This window comes from Sulfuricella denitrificans skB26, assembly GCF_000297055.2.
Taxonomy (GTDB): domain Bacteria; phylum Pseudomonadota; class Gammaproteobacteria; order Burkholderiales; family Sulfuricellaceae; genus Sulfuricella; species Sulfuricella denitrificans.
Genome location: NC_022357.1, coordinates 2,895,584 through 2,920,234 on the forward strand (window position 1 = coordinate 2,895,584; position 24,651 = coordinate 2,920,234).

Below are 24,651 nucleotides of genomic sequence, written 5' to 3' on the forward strand. Positions count from 1 at the left end.
TCCATCAAGCAGGAGTATCGAAAAAATGGTTAGTTTGCAGACACCGGTTTGCGATTTCGGCTGGAAAGCCCTGGATTTTGACTTGCCCGGGGTGGACGGCAAACGCTATAACCTGGCCAGTGCGCGCGGACCCAAGGGTCTGCTGGTCATGTTCATCTGTAACCATTGCCCTTACGTCCAGGCAATTCGCGACCGCCTCGTGCGCGACTGCCGGGAGTTGCAACAGATCGGCGTCAACACCATCGCCATCATGTCGAACGACCCGGCCGACTACCCGGAAGACTCCTTCGACAACATGAAAAAAGCCGCGCAGGAATTCGACTTCCCGTTTCCCTATGTGTGGGATGAAACCCAGGAAGTAGCGAAAGCCTATGGCGCCGTATGCACGCCGGACTTCTTCGGCTTCAACGCCGATCTGGAACTACAGTACCGCGGCCGGCTCGATGCTTCGCGCAAGGAAGCTGCGCCCACCGACGCCCGGCGCGACCTGTTCGAAGCGATGAGAGAAGTCGCCTTGACCGGCAAGGGGCCGGCAGAGCAAATCCCGAGCATGGGTTGCTCGATTAAATGGAAATGAGTAAACGGTGATGAGGAATGAGCACCACCCATCACTCATTCCTCATCACCCATAACCGGAACAACCATGCTCCAATCCGTCATCGATGCCGTAAGGAAGGTAGCGCAGCAAGAAATCATGCCGCGCTATCTTAAGGTCGCGCACCAGTGCAAGATCGATGGCAGCATTTTCACCGAAGCAGATATCGCCGCACAAACCGCTCTGGTTGCGGCACTCAAGCAGATCCTCGATTACCCGGTGCTGGGCGAGGAAATGTTGCCGGAGCAGCAGGAAGCATTGTGGCGTGCCGGAGAAGATGGCCTTTGGTGCATCGACCCGATCGACGGCACCTCCAATTTCTTCAACGGCTTGCCTTTTTTCGCGGTTTCCGTTGCCCTGATGCGGGACGGACAGAGCGTACTGGGCGTGGTCTACGACCCGGTGGCAGATGAAATGTTCTGGGCGGAGCGGGGCAAGGGCGCCTACCTCAATGGCGAACCGATGCCGCTCAAGGAATGCGCGCCCGAATTCCACCGGGCCATGGCAGCGATCGACTTTAAGCGCCTCAAGCCAAGTCTGGCGCAGAAACTGGTGGCATCGCCTCCATTCGCCTCGCAACGCAACTTCGGCGCCAGCACGCTTGACTGGTGCTACGTGGCGGCAGGGCGTTTCAACCTTTACCTGCACGGCGGACAAAAACTTTGGGACTACGCTGCCGGCTCGCTGATCCTGGCAGAGGCGGGCGGCTCCATGTGCACCCTGACCGAGGACGATTTCGGCGCCGGCAATCCTTGGCAGCGTTCAGTCATCGCTGCGCTGAACCCTGATTTATTTGACGCATGGAAAGCCTGGATCAGGGAAAGGCAATGAGCGCTGACGACTGAAATGACGGCTTTTACAAGGTCTTATATCTTTTATCTATAAAAATAATTCTTGGGACAATAAAAATCTGCTATTGCCCTTAGCCCGGCTCGTGAGTAATAATCATAGGTTTGAATAGCCCCTAGCAGAAAAAGGAAACAGAGAATGGCAACTCGTAAAGAACTCGCGAACGCGATCCGCGTCCTTTCCATGGACGCTGTACAGAAAGCCAATTCCGGCCACCCGGGTGCTCCCATGGGCATGGCGGAAATTGCCGAAGTGGTGTGGAACCATCACCTGCGCCACAATCCGGCCAACCCCAAGTGGTTTGATCGCGACCGTTTCGTGCAGTCCAACGGCCATGGCTCGATGTTGATTTATTCCCTGCTACACCTGACTGGCTACGATCTGCCGATGGAAGAAATCAAAAAATTCCGTCAGATGCACTCCAAGACCCCGGGTCACCCTGAGTACGGCTATACCGTCGGCGTAGAAACCACTACGGGCCCGCTCGGCCAAGGCATCACCAACGCTGTCGGCATGGCGATGGCAGAAAAACTGCTGGCTGCCGAATTCAACAAGCCCGGCCATGAAATCGTCAATCACCACACCTACACCTTCCTCGGCGATGGCTGCATGATGGAAGGCATTTCCCATGAAGCCTGTGCGCTGGCCGGCACTTGGGGTCTGGGCAAACTGATGGCCTTCTGGGACGACAACGGCATTTCCATCGACGGCCACATCGAAGGCTGGTACACCGATGACACCGCCAAGCGCTTCGAAGCTTACGGCTGGCATGTAGTTCCTAATGTGGACGGTCATGACCCGGTGGCAATCGACGCCGCAGTGCAAGCTTGCAAGGCAGTGACCGACAAGCCTTCCCTGATCTGCTGCAAAACCATCATCGGCAAGGGCTCCCCAAATAAGGAAGGCACGCACGACGTGCACGGAGCCGCCCTGGGCGATGCCGAAATCGCCGCCACCCGTGCCAACCTGGGCTGGACCCATGGTCCTTTCGAGATTCCCAAAGACATTTACGAAGGCTGGGATTGCCGCACCAAGGGCCAGGGACTGGAAACCCTGTGGAACAACAAGTTCGCAGAATACACCGCCGCTTTCCCTAAAGAAGCTGCTGAATTCAAGCGCCGCATGGTTGGAGATCTGTCTGCTGACTGGAAAAAACACGCTGCCGACTTCATCGCCAAGACCAACGAAAAAGCCGAGACCATTGCCACTCGCAAAGCCTCGCAGAACTGCATCAACGGCTTGGCTCCTGCACTGCCCGAATTCCTCGGCGGTTCTGCCGACCTGACCGGCTCCAACCTGACCAACTGGACAGGCTGCCACCATGTCAAGGGCAAGAGTGTTGGCAACTACATCAGCTACGGCGTGCGCGAATTCGGCATGTCCCACATCATGAACGGCATGGCTCTGCACGGTGGTCTGCTGCCGTTCGGCGGCACCTTCCTGATGTTCTCGGAATATGCCCGCAATGCTCTGCGCATGTCCGCCCTGATGAAGCAGCGCGTAATTTATGTGTACACCCACGACTCCATCGGTCTGGGTGAAGATGGCCCGACCCACCAGCCTGTCGAGCAGATCGCAACCTTACGCATGATCCCTAACATGGATGTATGGCGTCCTTGCGATACCGTTGAATCTGCTGTGTCCTGGGTTGCTGCTGTAGACAAGAAAACCGGCCCTAGCTGCCTGATTTTCAGCCGCCAGAACCTCAACTTCCAGAAACGCAGCGACGCGCAGATTGCAGAAATCACCAAGGGTGGTTATGTATTGGCTGATGCCGCTAACGCCAAGATGGTGCTGATCGCTACCGGGTCCGAAGTGCAACTGGCGATGGACGCCAAGAAGGTGCTGGACGAGCAAGGTATTCCGACCCGCGTGGTTTCGATCCCTTGCACCAACGTCTTCGACCGTCAGGATCAGGCCTACAAAGACAGCGTGTTGCTGCCTACCGTTCACAAGGTCGCCATTGAAGCTGGTGTGACCGACGGCTGGTACAAGTACGTGGGTCTGCGTGGCGCCGTAGTCGGCATGCACACTTTTGGCGAATCCGCCCCTGCCCCTGAGTTGTTCAAGCACTTCGGGTTCACTGTCGAAAACGTCGTCAATACGGCCAAAGGCATTCTGTAATTATTTTAAGTCGCGCTGGGGCGCCAAAATTTCCAGCGACCCCGCGACAGCTTTCTGTTTTCAACATATCTTTAAAGGAGTAAATAAACATGGCAATTAAAGTAGGTATCAACGGTTTTGGCCGTATTGGCCGCATGGTGTTCCGCGCTGTAGCGAAGGACTTCAAAGACATCGAAATCGTCGCCATCAACGACTTGCTTGCGCCTGACTACCTGGCTTACATGCTCAAGTACGACTCCGTACATGGTCGTTTCAATGGCGATATCGCTGTTGACGGTGGCAACATGGTGGTGAATGGCAAGAAAATCCGTCTGACCGCCGAACGTGATCCAGCCAACCTGAAGTGGAACGAAGTCGGCGCTGACATCGTGATCGATTGCACCGGTTTCTTCCTCACCAAAGAATCCTGCCAGGCGCACATCACCGCCGGCGCCAAGAAAGTTGTTCAGTCGGCTCCAGCCAAGGACGACACCCCGATGTTCGTGTACGGCGTGAACCACACCAAATACGCTGGCGAAGCCATCGTTTCCGCTGCTTCCTGCACCACCAACTGCCTGGCTCCTGTTGCCAAGGTGTTGAACGACAACTGGGGCATCAAGCGCGGCCTGATGACCACCGTGCACGCTGCAACCGCTACCCAGAAAACCGTAGACGGCCCATCCATGAAAGACTGGCGTGGTGGTCGTGGCATTCTGGAAAACATCATTCCATCCTCGACCGGTGCGGCCAAGGCTGTAGGCATAGTACTGCCCGAGCTGAAAGGCTTGCTGACCGGCATGGCTTTCCGCGTTCCAACCTCTGACGTATCCGTGGTTGATCTGACCGTGGAACTGAACAAGGCTGCTACCTACGACGACATCTGCAAGGCCATGAAGGCCGCGTCTGAAGGCGCCATGAAAGGCGTACTGGGCTACACCACCGACAAGGTGGTTTCCACTGACTTCGTTGGCAACAGCGCCCCTTCCACCTTCGACGCCGAAGCCGGTATTGCCCTCGACAGCACCTTCGTCAAGGTCGTAGCTTGGTACGACAACGAGTACGGCTACACCTGCAACATGATGCGTTTGGTTCAGCACGTAGCGAAGTAATCATGGGTCAGTGAGGAGTGAGGAGCAAACCTCACTCTCGCTTTTACTCCTCACCCCTCACTCCCGACTCCTCACTACAGTCGTGAGCTGTAAGGCATAAGCCAACTTATCCCTTACACCTTAATTTTTTTGGAGAACCAACCATGTCCGTTATCCGCGTTACCGATCTGGACCTCAAGGGCAAGCGCGTCCTGATCCGTTCCGACCTAAATGTGCCCGTCAAGGATGGCAAAGTCACTTCCGATGCCCGCATCACCGCGTCGATGAAAACCTTCGAGCATTGCCTCAAGGCCGGCGCCAAGGTGATGGTCATGTCCCACCTCGGCCGCCCCACTGAAGGTGAGTATTCCGAGGAAAACTCGCTCAAGCCGGTTGCCGACGTACTGTCCGCAAAACTCGGCAAGCCCGTACGCCTGATCAAGGACTGGATTGACGGCGGTTTCGACGTCGCCGACGGCGAACTGGTGCTGCTGGAGAACGTACGTTTCAACAAAGGCGAAAAGAAAAGCATCGACGAGACCACGCAGAAATACGCCAAGCTGTGCGACATTTTTGTCATGGACGCATTCGGCACCGCCCACCGTGCAGAGGGCTCCACCCACGGAGTAGCCAAGTTTGCCCCCGTCGCCTGTGCCGGCATTCTGCTCACTGAAGAACTGGAGGCACTGACCAAGGCTCTGCTCAGCCCCGCCCGCCCGATGGTCGCCATCGTTGGCGGTTCCAAGGTTTCCACCAAGCTGACTGTACTTGAGGCACTGTCCGAGAAAGTGGACCAGATGGTCGTTGGTGGAGGCATCGCCAACGCCTTCCTCAAGGCCACCGGCAAAAATGTCGGCAAGTCGCTGTGTGAAGACGACCTCGTTCCCACTGCCCAGGCATTAATGAAGAAAATGACCGCCCGCAATGCCTCCATCCCGATAGCGGTCGACGTAGTTTGCGGCAAGAAATTCGACGCCAACGAGCCCGCCGTCCTCAAGGATGCCGGCGTCGTAGCGGATGACGACATGATCTTCGACATCGGCCCGAAATCTGCCCAGGAACTGGTCGACATCATCATGAAGGCCGGCACCGTGGTTTGGAATGGCCCGGTCGGGGTGTTTGAATTTGACCAGTTCGGCGCAGGCACCAAGGCGATCGCCATGGCGATCGCCGAAACCAAGGCATTCACCCTGGCTGGCGGTGGTGACACCATCGCCGCCATCCAGAAGTACGATATATACGACAAGGTGTCCTATATTTCCACCGCAGGCGGTGCCTTCCTTGAGTTCCTCGAAGGAAAAAAACTGCCCGCCGTCGAAATTCTGGAGCAACGCGCTAAACAATAGTGCTGTGTGCTGAGTACTGAGTGCCGAGGAATCCCATTCAGCACTCTGACTCAGAACTTTCACTCAGGGCTCAAAACTGATTCTATGCAACGTAAAACTAAAATTGTCGCCACACTCGGCCCAGCCTCCAATGACCCGGAAGTGCTGAATCTTATGATGCAAGCCGGGGTGGACGTTGTCCGCCTCAACTTTTCCCATGGCAATCCAAAAGATCACATCGATCGTGCCGAAATGGTCCGCGCCATGGCTCGTGCCAGAGGCAAAACGATAGGCGTACTGGTTGATCTGCAAGGCCCTAAAATTCGCATCGGCAAGTTCGAGCACGGAAAAATTACGCTGAAAAACGGCGATACATTCATTCTTGACAGCGATTGCACACTAGGCACCCAGGAAAGGGTAGGCCTTGACTACAAGGAACTGCCACGTGATGCCAGTCGAGGCACCACACTGCTTCTGGACGATGGCAGGATCGTCCTCTGGGTCGAGGAAGTACGCGGCAACGAGATCATCTGCACAGTCAAGCAAGGTGGTGCGTTGTCCAACAACAAGGGCATTAACCGCCAGGGCGGCGGCCTGTCCGCTGCGGCGCTGACCGAAAAGGACATGGAGGACATCAAAACCGCCGCGGCCCTCAAAGCGGATTACCTGGCGGTGTCTTTCCCGCGCGATGGTGCCGACATGCAACTGGCACGCAAGCTGATGGTGGCAGCCGGCGGCAAAAGCATGCTGGTAGCCAAGATCGAACGTGCCGAAGCCATCACCAATCTGGATGAAATCCTCGATGCCTCGGATGCCATTATGGTAGCGCGTGGCGACCTGGGTGTTGAAGTCGGCGATGCGGCAGTGCCCGCCCTGCAGAAACGCATGATTCGCATGGCGCGTGAAAAGAACAAGCTGGCGATTACCGCCACCCAAATGATGGAATCCATGATCAACAGCCCGATCCCTACCCGGGCGGAGGTTTCCGACGTGGCCAACGCGGTAATCGACGGCACCGACGCAGTGATGCTTTCGGCCGAAACTGCCGCTGGCCAGTACCCGGTCGAGGCGGTGGCGGCCATGGACCGAGTATGCATCGAGGCTGAAAAGGAATATGAAACCGAATTCAGCAAGCGTCGCCTGAGCATGCAGTTCTCCCGGGTGGATGAATCCATCGCAATGGCAACTACTTACCTTGCCAGCCACCTGAAAGTAAAGGCAATCGCCGCACTCACAGAATCCGGCGCGACACCGCTGATGATGTCGCGCATCTACACGGATGTGCCGATCTACGCACTTTCATCCGACGTGGGTACACGCAGGAAACTCACCCTGTTCCGGGGCGTCTACCCGGTTAACTTCAGGCCGGCCACGCAGGAGCGCGAGCAGGTCCTGCATGAGGCCGAGGATGAGTTGCGCCGCCGGGGTGCGGTGAGAGACGATGACCTGATCATCATCACCATCGGCGAACCGATCGGCAAATCGGGCGGAACCAACACCATGAAAATCGTCAAAGTGGGCGAAATTCGATGCACCAGCAAGGCGTAAAGATCCGATTAACCAGCAGCAACTAATTTACTTATAGCAGGAGGAAATATGGCATTAGTATCCATGCGTCAACTTCTCGATCACGCCGCAGAAAATGGCTACGGCCTGCCGGCATTCAACGTCAATAACCTGGAGCAGGTAATGGCAATCATGCAGGCCGCCGACGAGTGCGACAGCCCGGTGATCATGCAGGGTTCCGCCGGCGCGCGCAAGTATGCCGGTGAAGCATTCCTGCGCCACCTGATCGACGCCGCAATCGAAGCCTACCCGCACATTCCTGTCGTCATGCACCAGGATCATGGCGCTTCTCCGGCGGTGTGCATCAACGCCATCCGCTCAGGTTTCTCCAGCGTGATGATGGACGGCTCCCTGCTGGAAGACGCCAAAACGCCATCCAGCTTTGAATACAACGTCGAAGTCACGCGCAAGGTAGTGGAAATGTCCCATGCCGTCGGCGTGTCCGTCGAGGGCGAACTGGGTTGCCTGGGTTCCCTGGAAACCGGTATGGGTGAAAAAGAGGATGGCCAGGGCGCCGAAGGCGTGCTGACCATGGATCAACTCCTTACCGATCCCAATGAAGCGGCCGAATTCGTCAAGGCGACCGGCGTGGATGCCCTGGCCATCGCCATCGGCACTTCCCACGGCGCCTACAAGTTCACCCGCCCGCCCACCGGCGACGTGCTGGCCATCAGCCGCGTCAAAGAAATCCACGCTCGCATTCCCAATACCCACCTGGTAATGCACGGCTCCTCCTCGGTGCCGCAGGAATGGCTCAAGATCATCAACGATTTCGGTGGTGAAATGGGTGAAACCTATGGCGTGCCGGTCGAGGAAATCGTCGAGGGCATCAAGCACGGCGTACGCAAGGTAAACATCGACACCGACCTGCGTATGGCCTCCACCGGGGCAGTACGCAAGTACTTGGCGGAAAACAAGAAAAACTTCGATCCGCGCAAATTTCTTGCCGCCGCCACAGTGGCAATGAAGGAAATCTGCAAGGCGCGCTACACTGCCTTCGGCTCCGCCGGCCAAGCCAGCAAGATCAAGCCAATCATGCTCGACCGTGTCGCTACTATGTACACCAAGGGTGAACTGAAAGCCGTAGTGAAGTAAGCATTTTACTTCTTGAAAAAAGGCGGCTACGGCCGCCTTTTTTTATTCCTTTACCGTTTGCATCACCTGCGCCGCCTCTTGCAGCAAAAACTCCTTGAATGCGAGCGCCACGGCCGACAGCCGCTTGCCCTTACGGTGAACTACGTACCAGTGACGCAGGATAGGAAAGGACTCCACATCCAGCACCACCAACCGGTTGGTTTCCAGTTCCAGTGTGAGAGTATGAATCGACACTACGCCCAGGCCCATGCCGGCTTGCACCGCCTGCTTGATGGCTTCGTTGGTGCTCATCTCCATACCAGTGGATAGGGTCAGGTTATGCTGCAGGAAAAACCGTTCCATTGCGCTACGAGTACCTGAGCCCTCTTCGCGCACGATGAAAGTTTCCTGTGCCAACCGGGCTAGCTGGATATGCCGCTCGCGAGCCAAAGGGTGGCTAGTCGGGGCAATCACCACCAGGGGATTTTCCATGAAGGGTTCGACATCGATGTCCAGGCCATCCGGCGGCAACCCCATGACACCCAGGTCCATCTCGTTATTGGCGAGCTGATTGATCAGCACCTCGCGGTTAATCACGTTCAGGCTTAGCGTGACGTTCTGGTTGCGCTGACAAAACAGGGCCAGGAGCTGTGGCGCGAAATAATTAGCTGTACTGACCACTGAAATATTCAGCTTACCGTGCTTCACCCCCTTCATCTCGCCCAGCACGGCCTCCGCCTCGGCCAACTGCTGGGCGATACTCCGACTGTAGTAGTAAACCTCATTGCCGGCATCGGTAAGAAATATTTTCTTGCCGATCTGTTCAAACAGGGGCAAACCAACATTCAACTCGAGCTGTTTGATCTGCATGGAAACCGCTGGCTGAGTCAGATGCAGTTCTTCGGCCGCACGGGAAAAACTGAGATGGCGGGCAACCGCCTCAAATACCTGAAGCTGGCGTAAAGTGACATGTAACATGCTTGAATAATAAATATTTACTTATGTTGTTTTAATTAATGCCTTGCCAATCTTATGCTTGTTTATTCAAAAATGGAATGAAAGCGCAGTTTTCCAGTAAATTTTCTGGTTTAGCGTAAGCCACTAAGCGGGCAATTGGGTCGCCAGTCTCCGGCAAGGAATACCTGGATACACTGTCCATGTCTACAGATTATAAATCATAAGTATTTACTGATCATTATTATAATAATTATTTAATATTATTTATGGTAAATCATTCGTATAGTGGTACCCAGTAGCTAGATTTCTTATACAACAGATTTTTTACAAAGGAACGCTAACAATGGATCAATCGAATCGTTATGCCGATCTGAGTCTGAAAGAAGAAGACCTGATCAAGGGTGACAACCACATACTCGTCGCCTACCACATGCAGCCAGCCACTGGCTATGGTTACCTGGAAGTGGCCGCACACATTGCCGCCGAATCATCCACCGGCACCAACGTGGAAGTTTCTACCACCGATGATTTCACCAAGGGCGTGGACGCACTGGTTTATTTCATCGACGAAGCCAAGGGCATAATGAAGGTCGCCTACCCGAATGACCTGTTCGACCGCAACGTGACCGACGGTCGTGCCATGCTGGTGTCGTTCCTGACGCTGGCTATCGGCAACAACCAGGGCATGGGCGATGTGAAGCATCTGCAGATGCAGGATTTCTATGTGCCTTGGTCCATGCTGCGTTTGTATGACGGCCCGGCCAAAGACATCACCGACCTGTGGGACATTCTGGGTCGCCCCCGCATCAACGGCGGTTACATCGCCGGCACCATCATCAAGCCCAAGCTGGGCCTGCGTCCCGAACCGTTTGCCAAAGCTGCGTACCAGTTCTGGCTGGGTGGCGACTTCATCAAGAACGACGAACCCCAAGGCAACCAAGTATTCTGCCCAACCAAAAAAGTAATCCCGCTGGTCTACGATTCTATGAAGCGTGCCATGGACGAAACCGGTCAGGCCAAACTGTTTTCCGCCAATATCACCGCTGACGACCATTACGAAATGCTCGCCCGTGCCGATTACATTCTGGAAACCTTTGGCCCGGATGCAAACAAAGTCGCATTCCTGGTCGATGGTTACGTCGGCGGCCCCGGCATGATCACCACCGCTCGTCGTCAGTACCCCGGTCAATACCTGCACTATCACCGCGCCGGTCACGGCGCGATCACGTCACCTTCTGCCGTGCGTGGCTACACCGCGTTCGTGCTGTCCAAGATGTCCCGCCTGCAAGGTGCTTCCGGCATCCACGTCGGCACCATGGGCTACGGCAAGATGGAAGGTGGCAAGGATGATCGCAACATCGCCTACATGATCGAGCGCGATTCAGCGGACGGCCCTTACTACCATCAGGAGTGGCACGGCATGAAGCCCACCACCCCGATCATCTCCGGCGGCATGAACGCCCTGCGTTTGCCTGGCTTCTTCGAGAACCTGGGCCACGGCAACGTGATCAACACCTCCGGTGGCGGTTCTTACGGTCACATCGACAGCCCAGCGGCAGGCGCAATCTCCCTGCGTCAGTCCTATGAGTGCTGGAAAGCCGGTGCCGATCCGATTGAATTCGCGAAAGAGCACAAGGAATTTGCCCGCGCGTTCGAATCCTTCCCGGGCGACGCCGACAAGATCTTCCCAGGCTGGCGCGAAAAGCTGGGCGTGCACAAGTAAGCTCAGGTTTCAAAGCAATGCACTAAAAGGCGCCCCCACTTTGCTGGGGGCGTTTTTTTCCGGGTCAAGAAACCTTTCTTGCCTCACGGATAAGGAGAAAATGATGACCGCCAAAGACCAGTACAAGGTTCACAAAGAACCGTTCTATCAACAGCAAACCAACGAGGTGACACTCTACGAAGCGGCCTATGCCGCCCGGCTGCCTGTGATGATCAAAGGGCCGACCGGCTGCGGCAAATCGCGCTTTGTCGAATACATGGCGTGGAAACTCAACAAACCGCTGATTACCGTAGCCTGTAACGAAGACATGACCGCCTCCGATCTGGTCGGACGCTATGTTCTTGAAGCCAACGGCACGCGCTGGCTGGATGGCCCATTGACCACCGCAGCGCGTATCGGCGCGATCTGCTATCTGGACGAAATCGTCGAAGCGCGCCAGGACACCACGGTAGTGATCCATCCGCTCACCGATCACCGCCGCACCTTGCCCCTGGATAAAAAAGGCGAGCTTCTCGAAGCGCACCCCGATTTCCAGATGGTGATTTCCTATAATCCGGGCTACCAGAACCTGATGAAGGATTTGAAGCAATCAACCAAACAGCGCTTCACCGCTTTCGAGTTCGACTACCCCGATGCCCAACTGGAAACCAGCATCGTGGCCAAGGAAACCGGAACGGACGAAGCGTTGGCAGCCAAACTGGTAAAAATCGGCACCACCGCGCGTAACCTCAAAGGGCATGGCCTGGATGAAGGCATTTCCACCCGCCTGCTGGTCTATGCAGCCACCTTGATCAAGGGCGGTGTGGAGCCCCGTGATGCCTGCCGCATGTCACTGGTGCGCCCAATCACCGACGACGCGGACATTCGCGATACGCTGGATCACGCAATCGACGCAATATTTGCCTGACGATAATGCCTCGTCATTGCTCGCAATGACATGCTATTTGGGATTCCGTGAAAATGCCTAAAGTAAACGCCGAGTACGAACATCCCTTGATGAAGGGCTACCGCGAGCAACTCAATTGCGGCTTTCCCCAGGTCAAGGATGTCTTCGATGACTGCATGGAGGAAGCTCTGTCCATTTTGTCAAAGGAGGGCATTACCGCCTATCTGGAAGCCGCCGGCTTTTTGTGCAGAATGGGACGTGGCGTTGAGCCGGTGCTGATTTTCCTGGAGGAATGGCCATCGGCCGCCAAAAGGCTGGGTGAAACGGCCCTGCCGACGGTGATGGAGTTTATCCTCAAGATGTACAAATCCCCCAACGGCAAGGCGATCGTGCCGTTCCTGCAAACGCTGGCAGCGATCGCTCGCCGCCTGCATTCGCAGGAGCGAATGCAGAGATACCTGGATCTGGCACTGGACGTCATGAACCGGACTACCGGCTCGATTCACGGCATCCACACTACCTTTGCCAGTCCCGGCTTGCCCGAACTCTACGCCCAGGCGCCTTACCTGCTCAGCCAGATTTCCTTGCAAGGACTAAAAAACTGGGTAGAGTACGGCATCCGCAATTATGGTGACCATCCGGAACGCCAGATCGATTACTTCAGCCTGCAATCTGCAGACAGCAAGGCCGTCATGCAGCGCGAGCGCCACGGCACCCTGATGGTAGATGTCGAACGCAAACTGGATCTCTATCTGCGCGGACTGTGGGAACACCATGATTACCTGGTGCCATACTCGCTTGGTTTCGACGAACTGCGCAAACCTGTGCCCTACTATGACAAGCTCGGCATCCGCATGCCGGATGTTTACGACGATTTCAACGGTATTGCCGGCATTGACCGCTATCGCGCCACACTGGCCCATATCATCGGGCACAAGCGCTGGACCACCGCGATTTTTGCCGACAATTTCAGCCCCTTCCAGCGCATGGCCATCGAGTTCTTCGAGGATGCCCGCATCGAACACCTTGTTATGCAGCAATATCCCGGCTTGCGCCGCATATTTACCTCGCTACACCCAAAGCCGGTCGAAAACGCATGCAACCCGGAAACCACCTCCTGCCTGCGCCATCGCCTGGCCATGCTGTCGCGCGCCCTGCTCGACACGCAACACGGCTATCAAGATGCCGACCTGAATACTTTTGTTGGCCGCTTTCATGAAATCATGGCCAAAGGAAAATCTGGCACCGAGGAAATTGCCGATCTCGCCATCAGTTACGTCGCCAAAACCCGACGCCAGAGCGACCAGCTCGCCAAGATGTATTTCGATAATACCGTGGTGGACTACCGCGACGACAACCGGCACATGTGGCGATTTCACGAACAGAGCGACGATGAAGAGATGTTCGATGATCATCGCAAGATCGAGCTGGAGGAAAAAGAACGCAAGGGATTGCCCCCGCGCCATTACCCCGAATGGGACTACCTCAGCCAGACTTTCCGCCCGGACTGGGTGAGCGTATATGAAGCATTGCACCCCAAGGGCAAGGCGGCCGATATCGACAAACTGCTAGCCAAGAACGCCGCCCTGGCGAAGCGTCTGAAACGCATGCTAGACCTGCTCAAGCCGCAGGAAAAAATGCGTATCCGCTATCAGGAAGAAGGCAGCGAACTAGACCTGGACATCGCCCTGCGCTCCCTGATCGACTTCAAGAGCGGCGCCAACCCCGACCCGCGTATCAACATGAGTCACAAGACCAGCGGGCGCGATATCGCCGTGATGCTGCTGCTTGACCTCTCCGCATCCCTTAACGAAAAAGTAGCGGGAACCGCGCAAACCATACTTGAACTCAGCCAGGAAGCTGTCTCGCTGCTCGCCTGGGCGATCGACAAGCTGGGCGATCCCTTCGCCATCGGCGGCTTCCATTCCAACACCCGGCATGACGTGCGCTACCTGCACATCAAGGGCTACAGTGAACACTGGAACGATGAAGTAAAGGGGCGACTGGCGGCAATGGAAGCCGGCTACTCTACCCGCATGGGTGCGGCCATGCGCCACGCCGCTCACTACCTGGAAGCACAGAAGGCGGACAAGAAACTGATGCTGATCCTCACCGACGGTCAACCCTCCGACGTGGACACCAAGGACGAGCGTGTGCTGATCGAAGACGCCCGGCAGGCCGTCAAGGAATTGGATCAGAAGGGCATCTACACCTACTGCATCAACCTCGACCCGAAAGCGGACGAATATGTGACCGATATTTTCGGCAAACAGTACACCGTGATCGACAACATCCAGCGCCTGCCCGAGCGTCTGCCACAACTGTTCATGGCGTTGACCAAATAATAATCGGGCGTTGACCTGCCGCCAATTGTGGATGATCATATCCTTTATCAATTACAGGACATCCCGATCATGACCAAATACATTGGCATTCTCACTTCCGGTGGCGACAGCCCCGGTCTGAACGCGGCAATCCGCGGAGTCGGCAAAGCTGCCCTGAACCATTACGGCATGCAGATTATCGGCTTCCGTGACGGCTTCCGTGGGCTGATGGAAAACCGCGTGATGAGACTGGACGGCGGGGAACTGTCCGACATCCTGACCCGTGGCGGCACCATACTCGGCACCAGCCGCGACAAGCCGCATCGCATGCCGGTTGGCGGCAAGCTGCTGGACATGACCGACGTCATCGTCGGCAACTACCAGGACAACCATCTCGATGCCCTGGTCTGTCTGGGTGGCGGTGGCACCATGAAAAACGCCCTGCGCCTGAAGGAAAAAGGCATCAACGTCATCACCCTGCCCAAGACCATCGACAACGATGTCGCCCTGACCGACATCACCTTCGGCTTCGACACCGCGCTGGGCATTGCAACCGACGCGATCGACCGCCTCCACAGCACGGCGCACAGCCATCATCGCATCATCGTGGTAGAGATCATGGGTCACCGGGCAGGCTGGCTGGCCTTGGGCGCAGGAATCGCCGGCGGCGCCGACGTCATCCTGATTCCCGAAATTCCTTACGATGTGGCCAGTGTGGCCGAAGCGATTCGCGAGCGCAGTCGCCGTGGCAAGCCATTCAGTATCGTCGCCGTCGCCGAAGGCGCGATTTCTAAGCAGGAACATTCGGACATGCTGGCCGCGCAGAAGAAGAAAGCCAGCTCAAAACAGAAGGCTGCCAAGAAAGCCGAGGCAGAGGACATTCCGGAAACCCAGTACGCCGAAAAAACGGTGCGACTCGCCAAACAGCTCGAACTGCTGACCGGGCTCGAATCCCGCATCACCATCCTCGGGCACCTGCAACGCGGCGGCACCCCCTCAGCAGCCGACCGTCTGCTTGCAACACGACTCGGAACTGCCTGCGCCGACCTGATTCATCAGGGTCACTATGGCGTCATGGTTGCCGCCAAGGGAGATGGTGCCAAGGCCGTGAAACTGGAAGAAGTTGCAGGAAAAGTCAAAACCGTCCCCCCCGATCACCCCTGGGTACTGAGTGCGCGACATGTCGGCACCAATATGGGAGATTAAACAGATTACAGTTTAGGGGTTTCCCTTATAGCCAGAAACACCGCTTTTACCGTTTAATGTGTCCACTGCCCGTCATGCTTACGCATTCGGCAAGACCATAATCCCACGGTAAAACAACTTGCCTTCACACAAGAAAGATCCTTTAACCACGGAAGATAAGCTCTCGCTTAGCGGTTGCGTGGTTCGCAAGAACATGGGCGTCTATTTCAGCCTGTTCGGGGCGTGGTTCTTTCTGGCGAGCTTCATTACGGCATCTTCGATCGCCAACGACCTCCGCAGTGCCCAGCTCAAATTCCTCGAATACGCCAATAGCCTTTATAGCGAGATCGACAACCGCGTACAGACCAACGAAGCGGCACTTGAAGGCATTACCGCCTTTCTGGGCGTATCCGGCACCCTGAATAACGGCGCGCCAATCTCCCATTATGCGCAATTGGTGCGCGCCCGCCACCCCCAAATCGCCCAGATCGAGGTGATAGAAAGTGTTGCCCACAAGAATCTGCCGCGTTTTATCGCCGAGAAACGCGCTTCAGGCCTGCCGGAATTTCAGATACGAAGCTTTTCCTATGACTCCGGGCGCTCTTGGCAAGGCACGAATGACAAGCCCTGGTATTACCCCATCGTATTCATGGAACCCATGCCTCATGAATCCAGAGGCACCCTGGGCCTGGACATGGATTCGGTACCCTTCCTGCGTCGGGCCATGAGCGCGTCGGCCCGTCAAGGGCATACCGTTGCCACTCATCCATTCCGTTTGGTGGAAGGGGATTGGGCCTACGTCATGTTCCGACCCGTGGTGCCACTGCATGCCTCTGACGCAAAATCCGGCGACGAAAAACACCTGTTCGCCTCGCTGGTAATCAAAACCAAATCCATTCTACCCCCCCTCAAAGCAGACACTCCCGGGCTGCTCGTCAGGCTCTACCACGCCGATTTCCCAGCTAACAACCCCGAGGGTGAACTGATCAATTTCGAGCGCCAAGGTCGAAGCAACCTGGAAACCTTTCTTTTCCCCAGGCTGCATTATGAACGCAAACTGGAGGCGCAATCCCAGCCGTTCATCCTGCTGGCAGAACAACAGTTGGGCTGGCCAGCCCTTGATTTTCGTCAGTTGACGGCAATCCTTGTCATTACCCTGCTGTTACTTGGCTATCTGCTCAGATTTATGCTCGCACACCGCCGTAGCGAACTGGAAAGATGCCAGACTGAGAGCCGGTTTGCCTACCTGGCGACTCACGACGCCCTGACCGGACTGGCCAACCGCAACCTGTTCATGGATCGTCTCAAACATGCCATGGCCCGCGCGCACCGATCCGATACAAGGCTGGCTCTGCTGTACCTAGATCTGGATAAATTCAAGCAAATCAACGATACCTACGGCCATGGGGTTGGCGATCAGTTGCTAAAAATGGTCGCAGAACGAATAGGTGACAGTGTGCGCGAGGACGACACCGTCGCCCGATTGAGCGGGGATGAATTCGTCGTCATCCTCGAAACCATCACCACGCATCAGGGTGCGTCAACAGCGGCCGAGGTAATCAGCGATAGACTGGCTCAACCGTTCCACATCAATGGAGAAACGCTCAACATAGACGTCAGCGTCGGTACGGCCATCTATCCTGACGACAGCGAAGATATTGAGAAGCTGATAAAGATCGCTGACGAGGCCATGTATGCAGTAAAAGGCAAAGACCGCAGCCCCCCTTTATCCGGCCAGCTCAGTTTTGAAGAACTGAAAAATCTCTAGAACAGGGTCAGCAGCATCCGCGTGCCCAGCACATACAGCAGCAGGGCAAAGATTTTTTTCAGCCTGGCCACCGGCAGGCGATGCGCCAGGCGCGCACCGAATGGCGCAGTCAGTACACTTGCCACGACCAGCCCCGCCAGCGCCGGCAGATAGACAAAACCCAGGCTATAGCTGGGCAACGCTTCTACCCTCCAGCCATTGGCGATATACCCCACCGCGCCCGCCGCAGCGATCGGCAAGCCGATTGCCGCAGAAGTGCCGATCGCCTGATGCAGTCTGATGTTGCACCAGGTCATGAAAGGCACCGACAGCGTGCCGCCACCAATGCCGACCAGGCTTGATACCCCTCCAATCACGCCCCCGGCACCAAACATACCCACCATGCCCGGCAGTTCGCGGGAAGACTTGGGCTTGATGTTCAGCACCATCTGGGTGGCTACGTAGTACAGGAACACGACAAAAAAGACCTTGAGGAAGGTCGTGGAAAGCTGCGCGGCAACGACCGTTCCGGCCAGAGTGCCGGCGATGATACCCGGCGTGATGCCGCGCACTACTGCCCAGTTCACCGCGCCATGGGCATGATGGGCTCGCAGGCTGGAAACCGAAGTAAACATGATGCTGGCGAGCGAAGTGCCGAGTGCAACGTGCATGACCTGTTCGACCGGAAAATGCTGTGCGGTAAAGATGAAGACCAACACCGGAACGATGACCAACCCACCCCCCACGCCCAGTAACCCGGCAAGGAAACCGGCGAAGATGCCGGTAACGAAATAAAGCAGCCAAAACTCCATGGGGTCAGAGCAGCCCGATGATGAATTCCCACTCGCTTGGATCAACCGGCGTGATCGACAGACGGTTGCCCTTCTGCAAAGTACGCATCCGTTCCAGTTCCAGGTGGCCGCGCAGCTCTTTCAGGCTGACCAGCCGGGTCTTCTTTACCAGCTTGACATCAACATTGAACCAGCGCGGGGTCTCCGGCGTTGCCTTGGGGTCGAAGTATTTGTTCTTCGGGTCGAATTGGGTCTGGTCCGGGTAAGCCAGCCGACCCACCTCGGCCAACCCGGCAATACCCGGCTCGGCACAGTTGGAGTGATAGAAAAACACCTTATCGCCGACCTTCATCTGGTCGCGCATGAAATTGCGCGCCTGATAGTTGCGCACGCCGTACCACGCCACGCTTTGGCCGGGTAACTTGGCAAGGTCGTCGATACTGCAATCGGAAGGTTCGGATTTCATCAGCCAGTAACGCATGTTTGCCCTTTTTTCTTCGCCCAATAAATTCTTCGCTCGGTAATCACCGCATCCAGGTGCATATCCCAGGGATCCGACGGGATCTCGTCAGCCTTCTGGCATTCGTAGCCCACGCCAACCAATAGTGGCTTGCGCCATACCTTGCGCCGCCGCAGATAGGCCAGGCTGGCATCATAGAAACCGCCACCCATGCCGAGACGATGACAGGCCTCGTCAAAACCGACCAGGGGAACGAACAGCAGGTCAAGCTGCCAAGCGCGCACCGGACGTGGCGTCCAGTGTTCGTGTATGCCGTAGCGGTTAAGATACCAGCGCGGCAACGAGGTCAGCTGGCTGAAGCCGAGCCGGCGCTGAAAACGCTGCGGCACGATCGGCAGGAAACACGCCTTGCCCAGCCACAAGGCATGGTTAAGTAAAGGCATCAGGTTAATTTCTTCGTGGGTCGGGGAATAGAAGCCGATACGCCGACAGCTGAGCAGCAAGTTGTGGGCCAAGGCTACCCGCCGCAATCCTTCGGCGGCATGTCGGCGCCGCGGAGGGGAGAGCGCTCGACGCGCTCGACGCAACACCGTGCGCAGCTGTTTCTTGTTCATGCTGTCAGGAGAAACCTGATGGGAAGAAATAAAGCCCCCGCGAGTGCCGTCAAGACCAGCATCTTGAACCTAAGGTTCAAGGTGGTCGCAGCCTGAGCACATCAGGCACATCCGGGAAGGGATGCGCACAACAGCACTCGGTATAGCCGCAACCAGACTATGCGAATCGGTCAAAGAATATATAGTCTTAACGAACACCGCAGGGAGCAACTCGAAAAACGTGCGACAAACGAGAAGCTAGAACAACTCGTCCTGATCGGCCATTGCCTGCTCGATCTGCGCCTGCATGGAATTCATTCTACGCTTGTATTCGCCGATGTCAAAGCTGCCGGCCAGACGGGTGCCCAGGAATTCGTGGGCAATATTCAGCGCCGCCATGATGGCGATGCGCTCGACACCAATAACCTTGCCCGCATCACGGATCTCGCGCATTTTCTTGTCGAGGAAGGTCACAGAATCGAGCAGCGCCTGTTGCTCATCTTCCGGGCAGGCGACACGGAATTCGCGCCCCATGATGGTTACATCCAGGCCTTTGACGTCAGCACTCATGCTTCATCCCCGGGGATCTGATCGAGTAGCGACTCAAGCCGGCCACGCGCGCCATTAATCTTTTCGGTCAGATGCTTACCTTCATTTTGCGCAGTAGCCAACTGCTGCCGCAGGTGGATGTTTTCTGTGCGCAAGCGCGCACATAACTGCACTAACTGTGCAATTTTGTCTTCCAGGGCCTTCAGTTCCGCTTCCATAGCCCACACTATATGTTGGAAAATCCTGTTAAGTCAACCGCTAACAAAAACTTCTGAATGTTCATTAGCACGTTTAATCACCACTCCACATGACTATTTCCGAAATTTAGGTAAAATAGTCGCCTCCTTTGCCAGGTGCCCTTTGCTTCCACCGCAAATGGGTTAAACGGGAAACAGGTGCGCGCCATTGCGCAAACCCTGTGCTGCCCCCGCAACGGTAAGCGAGTGTGGACGCATCAACCACGCCACTGTGAACATGTTCATGGGAAGGCGATGCGTCAAAACTCGTGAGCCCGGAGACCGGCCCGGCAATTTTTTAAACCCTAAACGTATGCGGGGATGCATACGTCACATGGAGTCCGAAATGAAATCCCTCCTCGCCTTGCCACTGCTGGCAATCGCTGTTCCTTTGTGCGCCGAAGAAATACCCACTTACACTGCCGATGAAATCGTCGTCACGGCGACGCGTTTCCTGTCGCAAAGCCAAACCTCGCCATTTGGCATACAGGTCATAACGCACGAGGATATCGCGCGCAGCACTGCAACCACCATACCGGAACTCTTGTCACATTTTGCCGGCGTGAAAACGAGGAGCAACAGCGGTAGCCCAGACGCCCAAATCGATATGCGCGGCTTCGGCATCACAGGAGGCCAGAACACCCTGGTGCTGCTTGATGGTCAGCGGCTCAGCGAAATCGAGTTGGTTTCCCCAAAATGGTCAGCCATCCCCATGGATTCAATCGAACGCATCGAAATCCTGCGCAGCAGTGGCGCAGTCCTCTATGGTGGCGGCGCCACCGGTGGTACCATCAACATCATCACCAAGACGCCTAAACCTGACCAACGCGAAGGCTTTGTTAGCGCTGGTTACGGCACATACAATACCTCCGAGCTCCGCGCAGGCGGTCTGATCGGCAGCGACAATCTCAGCCTCGCGCTTCATGCCAATCGTTATGATTCCGACAACTATCGCAAGAACAATGAGATTACACAGGAAAATATCGAAGGCGACTTCCGCTTCACGACGGAAAATACACAATGGGCGCTAAAATTCGGCGCGGACGACCAAAACCTGCGTCTGCCCGGCGCCCGGACCGAATCGCAACTTCAGACTGACCGACGCGGCACCGCCACCCCGAATGACTGGAGCACGCGAACGGGCGGCCACCTCAACCTCAATGGCAGCACTCGGATCGGAGACGCCGAACTGACTGCCGATCTCTCTTACCGTGAACGCAATGCGAAGGCGTCTTATGCTCCCGGTTATAGTATCGAGACGAAAGTCAATGTTGCAGCTTTTAATCCACGCCTGAAACTTGAACACACTCTACTGGGACAGCGCAACGATTTGGTATTAGGGCTGGATTTGGATGATTGGGATTACAACTCCAAAAACACTTATTCCACCTCGCTGGCCAGCCAGAAAAATCAAGCCTTCTATTTCCAGAACCAGACCATGCTGTCTACCGCTACCCGCATCACATTGGGAGGACGCCTCCACCAGGTAGAGTCCTCCGTCGGCACAATAAGCCAGACGAAGTCTCCGCGCGCCTTCGAATTGGGCTTGCGTCACGAATTGAGCCAAGGACTGGCTCTGTTTGCCAAGCTCGACCAAAGCTTCCGTATCGCAACCGTTGATGAAAACCAGTTCCAGATTTCTTTATTGGAACCACAAACATCGCACGACCGGGAAATCGGTTTCGAGAAAAGGCTCGCGGCTGGCACATTGCGCGCCTCATTCTATCAGATCCGCCTCAACAACGAGATCTCATACCTGCCTTCAACCTTGGCCCCGCCATTCGGGGCAAACATCAACCTCCCACCCACACAAAGACAGGGGCTTGAACTGGCGGCAAACTGGCGAGCAACAGACACCCTGGATGTGTTCGCAAACTACACTTACGCCGAAGCAACATTTCGTGAGGGCACTTATAACGGAACGGATGTAACCGGGAAAAACGTGCCACTCGTACCACGACATGCAATGAACCTTGGGGTGTCATGGCGCATCTCGCCGAGGACCAACCTGGGCGCAGATGCTCAGTATATTGGGGAACAGTACTTCGACAATGACCAAGCCAACACATTCGGTCGCAAAATGTCCAGTTATACGGTAGTGAATGCCAAACTCGCCCATCACGTCGGCCCTTGGCGTCTGGCCGCAACCGTGAAGAATCTGTTTAACGAAAAATACTTCAGCTACGCCATCAAATCAGGTGCGACTTTCAGTGCATATCCAGCGCCAGATCGGACTTTATTTATGTCGGCAGAATATCGATTCAAGTAAGTACAAAAATCTACGCAGGCGGCCTGATATTTAGGCCGCCTTTTTCTTTTGCGTGGTTTTTTGCTATTGTTCGCGTCATGCTAAAAGACGCCATCGACCTGTCCACGCTTAGTCGCGTATTAGTCATCAAACTGCGCCACCACGGCGACGTGCTGCTCACTTCTCCGGTTTTCAGCGTGCTGAAGAACCACGCGCCGCATCTGGAAATCGATGCACTGGTTTATCAGGACACTGCGGAGATGCTGAGCCTTCACCCCGCCATCAGCCAGTTGCACGCCATCGACAGGACGTGGAAATCGGCTGGCATCCTGACCCAGGCCAAAGCCGAATGGAAACTGCTGTCAGCGCTACGGGCGAGACGCTACGACTTGGTCATCCACCTGACCGAACACAACCGGGGAGCCTGGTTAACCAGGCTGCTTGGTGCACGCTATGGAGTGGCCGAGAAACTGCGCGGAAAAGGCAGGTTCTGGTACAACAGCTTCAGCCACCTCTACCCCATTCCCATCGGATTCTGGCGCCACCGTGTTGAACTCAATCTGGACGCGCTGCGCCGCATCGGGGTCTATCCCGCCGGGCAGGAGCGGCATCTCACTCTGGTTCCCGGCAAGGAAGCAGAGGCGTTCATCGACAAGGAACTCGAACAACAGGGTTTGCGGGGAAAGACGTTTCTCCATCTGCATCCGACTTCGCGCTGGCAGTTCAAATGCTGGCCCGAGGAAAAAATGAGCGCACTGATCGATGCTCTGCAGCGTGAAGGGCATCGCGTAGTGCTGACCGCCGGGCCAGGCGCCGATGAAATGGCCGCAATAAAGCGCATCACGGCCTCTTTATCCACACCCGTGACGGACCTGTCTGGTCGCCTGTCGCTCAAACAGCTTGCGGCCCTCACCTCCAAGGCACAAGCCTTCATCGGTGTAGATTCCGCCCCTATGCATATCGCCGCCGCCATGGGAACACCCACGGCGGTCCTGTTCGGCCCTAGCGGAGACCCGGAATGGGGTCCATGGCAAGTTCCTCACCGGATCATTATCTCAAACCACACCTGCCGCCCTTGCGGCAACGATGGCTGCGGTGGCGGGAAACTCAGCGAATGTCTCCAGACCATCAGCGTAGCAGAAGTGCTGGAGGCCGTGCACAGCCTACTGTTGCAAGGGCGCGAAAACTGCTGAAGATCGCTCTCGTCCGCCAACGCTACACCCCCTTCGGCGGGGCGGAGCGCTTCGTCGCCAATGCCGTGCGCGCCCTGCGTGCCGAGGGCGCATCGTTGACCATCGTCACCCGTCGCTGGCCTGGTGGGGAAGAATTCGCCCCCCTGATCTGCAACCCCTTCTATCTCGGCAGCCTGTGGCGCGACTGGAGCTTCGCCCGCTGTGTCTGCAGCTCTTTGAAAAACCAGAATTTCGACCTGGTACAGTCGCACGAGCGCATCAGCTGCTGCGACATCTATCGCGCCGGCGATGGCGTTCATCGCGAGTGGCTGACCCAGCGCCGGCGTGTGCTCGGCCCGCTGAGCCGACTCGGCGTCGCGCTCAACCCCTACCATCACCAAGTGCTCTCTGCGGAAAAAAAACTCTTCGCCAGCACGCAACTCAAGGCAGTAATTTGCAATTCGAGCATGGTCAAAGAGGAAATCCAGCGCTATTTCGGACTGCCCGAAGAAAAGCTGCATGTCATATACAGCGGCGTTGACCTGGATGCGTTCCATCCCGGACTACGGGAACTCCACCGCACTGCGGTGCTCGCGCAAAACAATATTCCCGCCGACGCCACTGTCTTTCTTTTCGTCGGCTCCGGCTTCGAACGCAAGGGCTTGGCCACGGCACTTCGCGCCTTGGCCGACCTGCCTGCATCCGCTCATTTGCTGGTGGTGGGCAAGGACAAGAAACTTGAACAGTTTCGCCGCTTGGCGAATAAATTGGGTGTTGAGGCCAGAGTCCGGTTTCTGGACGGACAGGAAAATGTGAAACCATTTTATGGCGCAGCCGACGCTTTTGTCTTGCCCACGCTCTACGACCCTTTCCCTAACGCTGCGCTGGAAGCTTTTGCCTGTGGGCTGCCGGTGATCACCAGCACCAAGAGTGGTGCAGCGGAATTAATCCGCACGGGAGAAAATGGCTTCGTCTACGATGCGCTGGATGTCGCAGGACTTGTCTCAGCGATGCGACAAATTGCCACTCAGGGCGTTGCCTCCTACAGCGCGCGCTCACGAGACACTGTGGCAGCGCTGTCTCCGGCCGCGATGAGCAGTCGCCTATTCGCCCTTTACCGGGATTTGCTCAATGACGCTCGGATTAGCGCAGAATAGTGCGTATAATTCGCAGGTTATGC

At 56.2% G+C, this 24,651-nt stretch carries 21 protein-coding genes, 1 other RNA gene and 1 riboswitch; of the genes, 15 read left to right on the forward strand and 7 right to left on the reverse strand.

The genetic code is table 11. The annotated features are described in order from the left end of the window. Positions 1-25 precede the first annotated feature (25 nt). From SCD_RS14055 to fba, 7 genes are all read left to right on the forward strand, one after another. Positions 26-577 (forward strand): thioredoxin family protein, encoded by a 552-nt coding sequence (locus SCD_RS14055; RefSeq protein WP_009207398.1) that lies wholly within the window; start codon positions 26-28, stop codon positions 575-577. A gap of 66 nt (positions 578-643) precedes the next feature. Continuing rightward, on the forward strand, positions 644-1,426 hold the full coding sequence (locus SCD_RS14060; RefSeq protein ID WP_009207397.1) for an inositol monophosphatase family protein: 783 nt from the start codon (positions 644-646) through the stop codon (positions 1,424-1,426). Between the two features lie 156 nt (positions 1,427-1,582). Next, positions 1,583-3,568 (forward strand): transketolase, encoded by a 1,986-nt coding sequence (tkt, locus tag SCD_RS14065; protein ID WP_009207396.1) that lies wholly within the window; start codon positions 1,583-1,585, stop codon positions 3,566-3,568. An 89-nt stretch (positions 3,569-3,657) separates the two neighbouring features. Continuing rightward, positions 3,658-4,656 (forward strand): type I glyceraldehyde-3-phosphate dehydrogenase, encoded by a 999-nt coding sequence (gap, locus tag SCD_RS14070; RefSeq protein WP_009207395.1) that lies wholly within the window; start codon positions 3,658-3,660, stop codon positions 4,654-4,656. Between the two features lie 143 nt (positions 4,657-4,799). Continuing rightward, entirely contained in the window at positions 4,800-5,981 is a 1,182-nt protein-coding gene (locus tag SCD_RS14075) for a phosphoglycerate kinase (RefSeq protein ID WP_009207394.1), read from the forward strand. 84 nt (positions 5,982-6,065) lie between these two features. Continuing rightward, positions 6,066-7,508: a pyruvate kinase gene (pyk, locus tag SCD_RS14080; RefSeq protein ID WP_009207393.1), complete on the forward strand. Its 1,443-nt coding sequence runs from the start codon at positions 6,066-6,068 to the stop codon at positions 7,506-7,508. A gap of 48 nt (positions 7,509-7,556) precedes the next feature. Further along, positions 7,557-8,621 (forward strand): class II fructose-bisphosphate aldolase, encoded by a 1,065-nt coding sequence (gene fba / locus SCD_RS14085; RefSeq protein ID WP_009207392.1) that lies wholly within the window; start codon positions 7,557-7,559, stop codon positions 8,619-8,621. 42 nt (positions 8,622-8,663) lie between these two features. Here fba and SCD_RS14090 read toward each other — a convergent pair whose 3' ends face one another. After that, positions 8,664-9,578: a LysR family transcriptional regulator gene (locus SCD_RS14090; RefSeq protein ID WP_009207391.1), complete on the reverse strand. Its 915-nt coding sequence runs from the start codon at positions 9,576-9,578 to the stop codon at positions 8,664-8,666. Between the two features lie 322 nt (positions 9,579-9,900). On the opposite strand from SCD_RS14090, the gene SCD_RS14095 reads away from it, so the two are divergent. From SCD_RS14095 to SCD_RS14115, 5 genes are all read left to right on the forward strand, one after another. After that, a complete protein-coding gene (locus SCD_RS14095; protein ID WP_009207390.1) occupies positions 9,901-11,280 on the forward strand; it encodes a ribulose-bisphosphate carboxylase in 1,380 nt (459 codons plus the stop codon). A gap of 103 nt (positions 11,281-11,383) precedes the next feature. Beyond that, complete coding sequence (locus SCD_RS14100) at positions 11,384-12,187, forward strand: CbbQ/NirQ/NorQ/GpvN family protein (RefSeq protein WP_009207389.1); 804 nt, start codon at positions 11,384-11,386, stop codon at positions 12,185-12,187. 53 nt (positions 12,188-12,240) lie between these two features. Then, positions 12,241-14,511, forward strand: coding sequence for a nitric oxide reductase activation protein NorD (locus tag SCD_RS14105; RefSeq protein WP_009207388.1), 2,271 nt, complete (start codon positions 12,241-12,243; stop codon positions 14,509-14,511). A 69-nt stretch (positions 14,512-14,580) separates the two neighbouring features. Then, positions 14,581-15,696, forward strand: coding sequence for an ATP-dependent 6-phosphofructokinase (locus SCD_RS14110; RefSeq protein ID WP_009207387.1), 1,116 nt, complete (start codon positions 14,581-14,583; stop codon positions 15,694-15,696). Positions 15,697-15,814: 118 nt separating this feature from the next. Continuing rightward, positions 15,815-17,443, forward strand: a complete 1,629-nt coding sequence (locus tag SCD_RS14115) for a sensor domain-containing diguanylate cyclase (protein ID WP_009207386.1) — start codon at positions 15,815-15,817, stop codon at positions 17,441-17,443. Here SCD_RS14115 and SCD_RS14120 read toward each other — a convergent pair. The 6 genes from SCD_RS14120 to SCD_RS14140 form a co-directional block, all read right to left on the reverse strand. Further along, positions 17,440-18,234 carry a sulfite exporter TauE/SafE family protein gene (locus tag SCD_RS14120; protein WP_009207385.1) on the reverse strand — a complete coding sequence of 265 codons (795 nt, stop codon included), beginning with the start codon at positions 18,232-18,234 and terminating at the stop codon, positions 17,440-17,442. The two genes, SCD_RS14115 and SCD_RS14120, sit on opposite strands and share 4 nt — an antisense overlap. A gap of 4 nt (positions 18,235-18,238) precedes the next feature. Next, a complete protein-coding gene (locus SCD_RS14125) occupies positions 18,239-18,694 on the reverse strand; it encodes an EVE domain-containing protein (protein ID WP_009207384.1) in 456 nt (151 codons plus the stop codon). Beyond that, the gene (locus SCD_RS14130; RefSeq protein ID WP_009207383.1) at positions 18,679-19,287 is read right to left on the reverse strand and encodes a 5-formyltetrahydrofolate cyclo-ligase; all 609 of its coding nucleotides are present in this window, start codon (positions 19,285-19,287) and stop codon (positions 18,679-18,681) included. The genes SCD_RS14125 and SCD_RS14130 overlap by 16 nt, the downstream gene beginning before the upstream one ends. A gap of 30 nt (positions 19,288-19,317) precedes the next feature. Next, positions 19,318-19,496, reverse strand: a non-coding RNA gene (gene ssrS, locus SCD_RS15990) — 6S RNA. Between the two features lie 28 nt (positions 19,497-19,524). Then, positions 19,525-19,836 (reverse strand): cell division protein ZapA, encoded by a 312-nt coding sequence (locus SCD_RS14135; protein ID WP_009207382.1) that lies wholly within the window; start codon positions 19,834-19,836, stop codon positions 19,525-19,527. Further along, on the reverse strand, positions 19,833-20,033 hold the full coding sequence (locus SCD_RS14140; RefSeq protein WP_009207381.1) for a hypothetical protein: 201 nt from the start codon (positions 20,031-20,033) through the stop codon (positions 19,833-19,835). The genes SCD_RS14135 and SCD_RS14140 overlap by 4 nt, the downstream gene beginning before the upstream one ends. A 116-nt stretch (positions 20,034-20,149) precedes the next feature. Continuing rightward, positions 20,150-20,356: riboswitch (cobalamin riboswitch) on the forward strand. 41 nt (positions 20,357-20,397) lie between these two features. Here SCD_RS14140 and SCD_RS14145 point away from each other — a divergent pair. The 3 genes from SCD_RS14145 to SCD_RS14155 all read left to right on the forward strand — a co-directional run bounded on the left by SCD_RS14145 (position 20,398) and on the right by SCD_RS14155 (position 24,628). Next, positions 20,398-22,320: a TonB-dependent receptor gene (locus SCD_RS14145; protein WP_009207380.1), complete on the forward strand. Its 1,923-nt coding sequence runs from the start codon at positions 20,398-20,400 to the stop codon at positions 22,318-22,320. Between the two features lie 77 nt (positions 22,321-22,397). After that, positions 22,398-23,492, forward strand: coding sequence for a putative lipopolysaccharide heptosyltransferase III (rfaQ, locus tag SCD_RS14150; protein WP_009207379.1), 1,095 nt, complete (start codon positions 22,398-22,400; stop codon positions 23,490-23,492). Then, positions 23,414-24,628 carry a glycosyltransferase family 4 protein gene (locus SCD_RS14155; RefSeq protein ID WP_009207378.1) on the forward strand — a complete coding sequence of 405 codons (1,215 nt, stop codon included), beginning with the start codon at positions 23,414-23,416 and terminating at the stop codon, positions 24,626-24,628. The genes rfaQ and SCD_RS14155 overlap by 79 nt, the downstream gene beginning before the upstream one ends. The last annotated feature ends 23 nt before the right edge of the window (positions 24,629-24,651 follow it).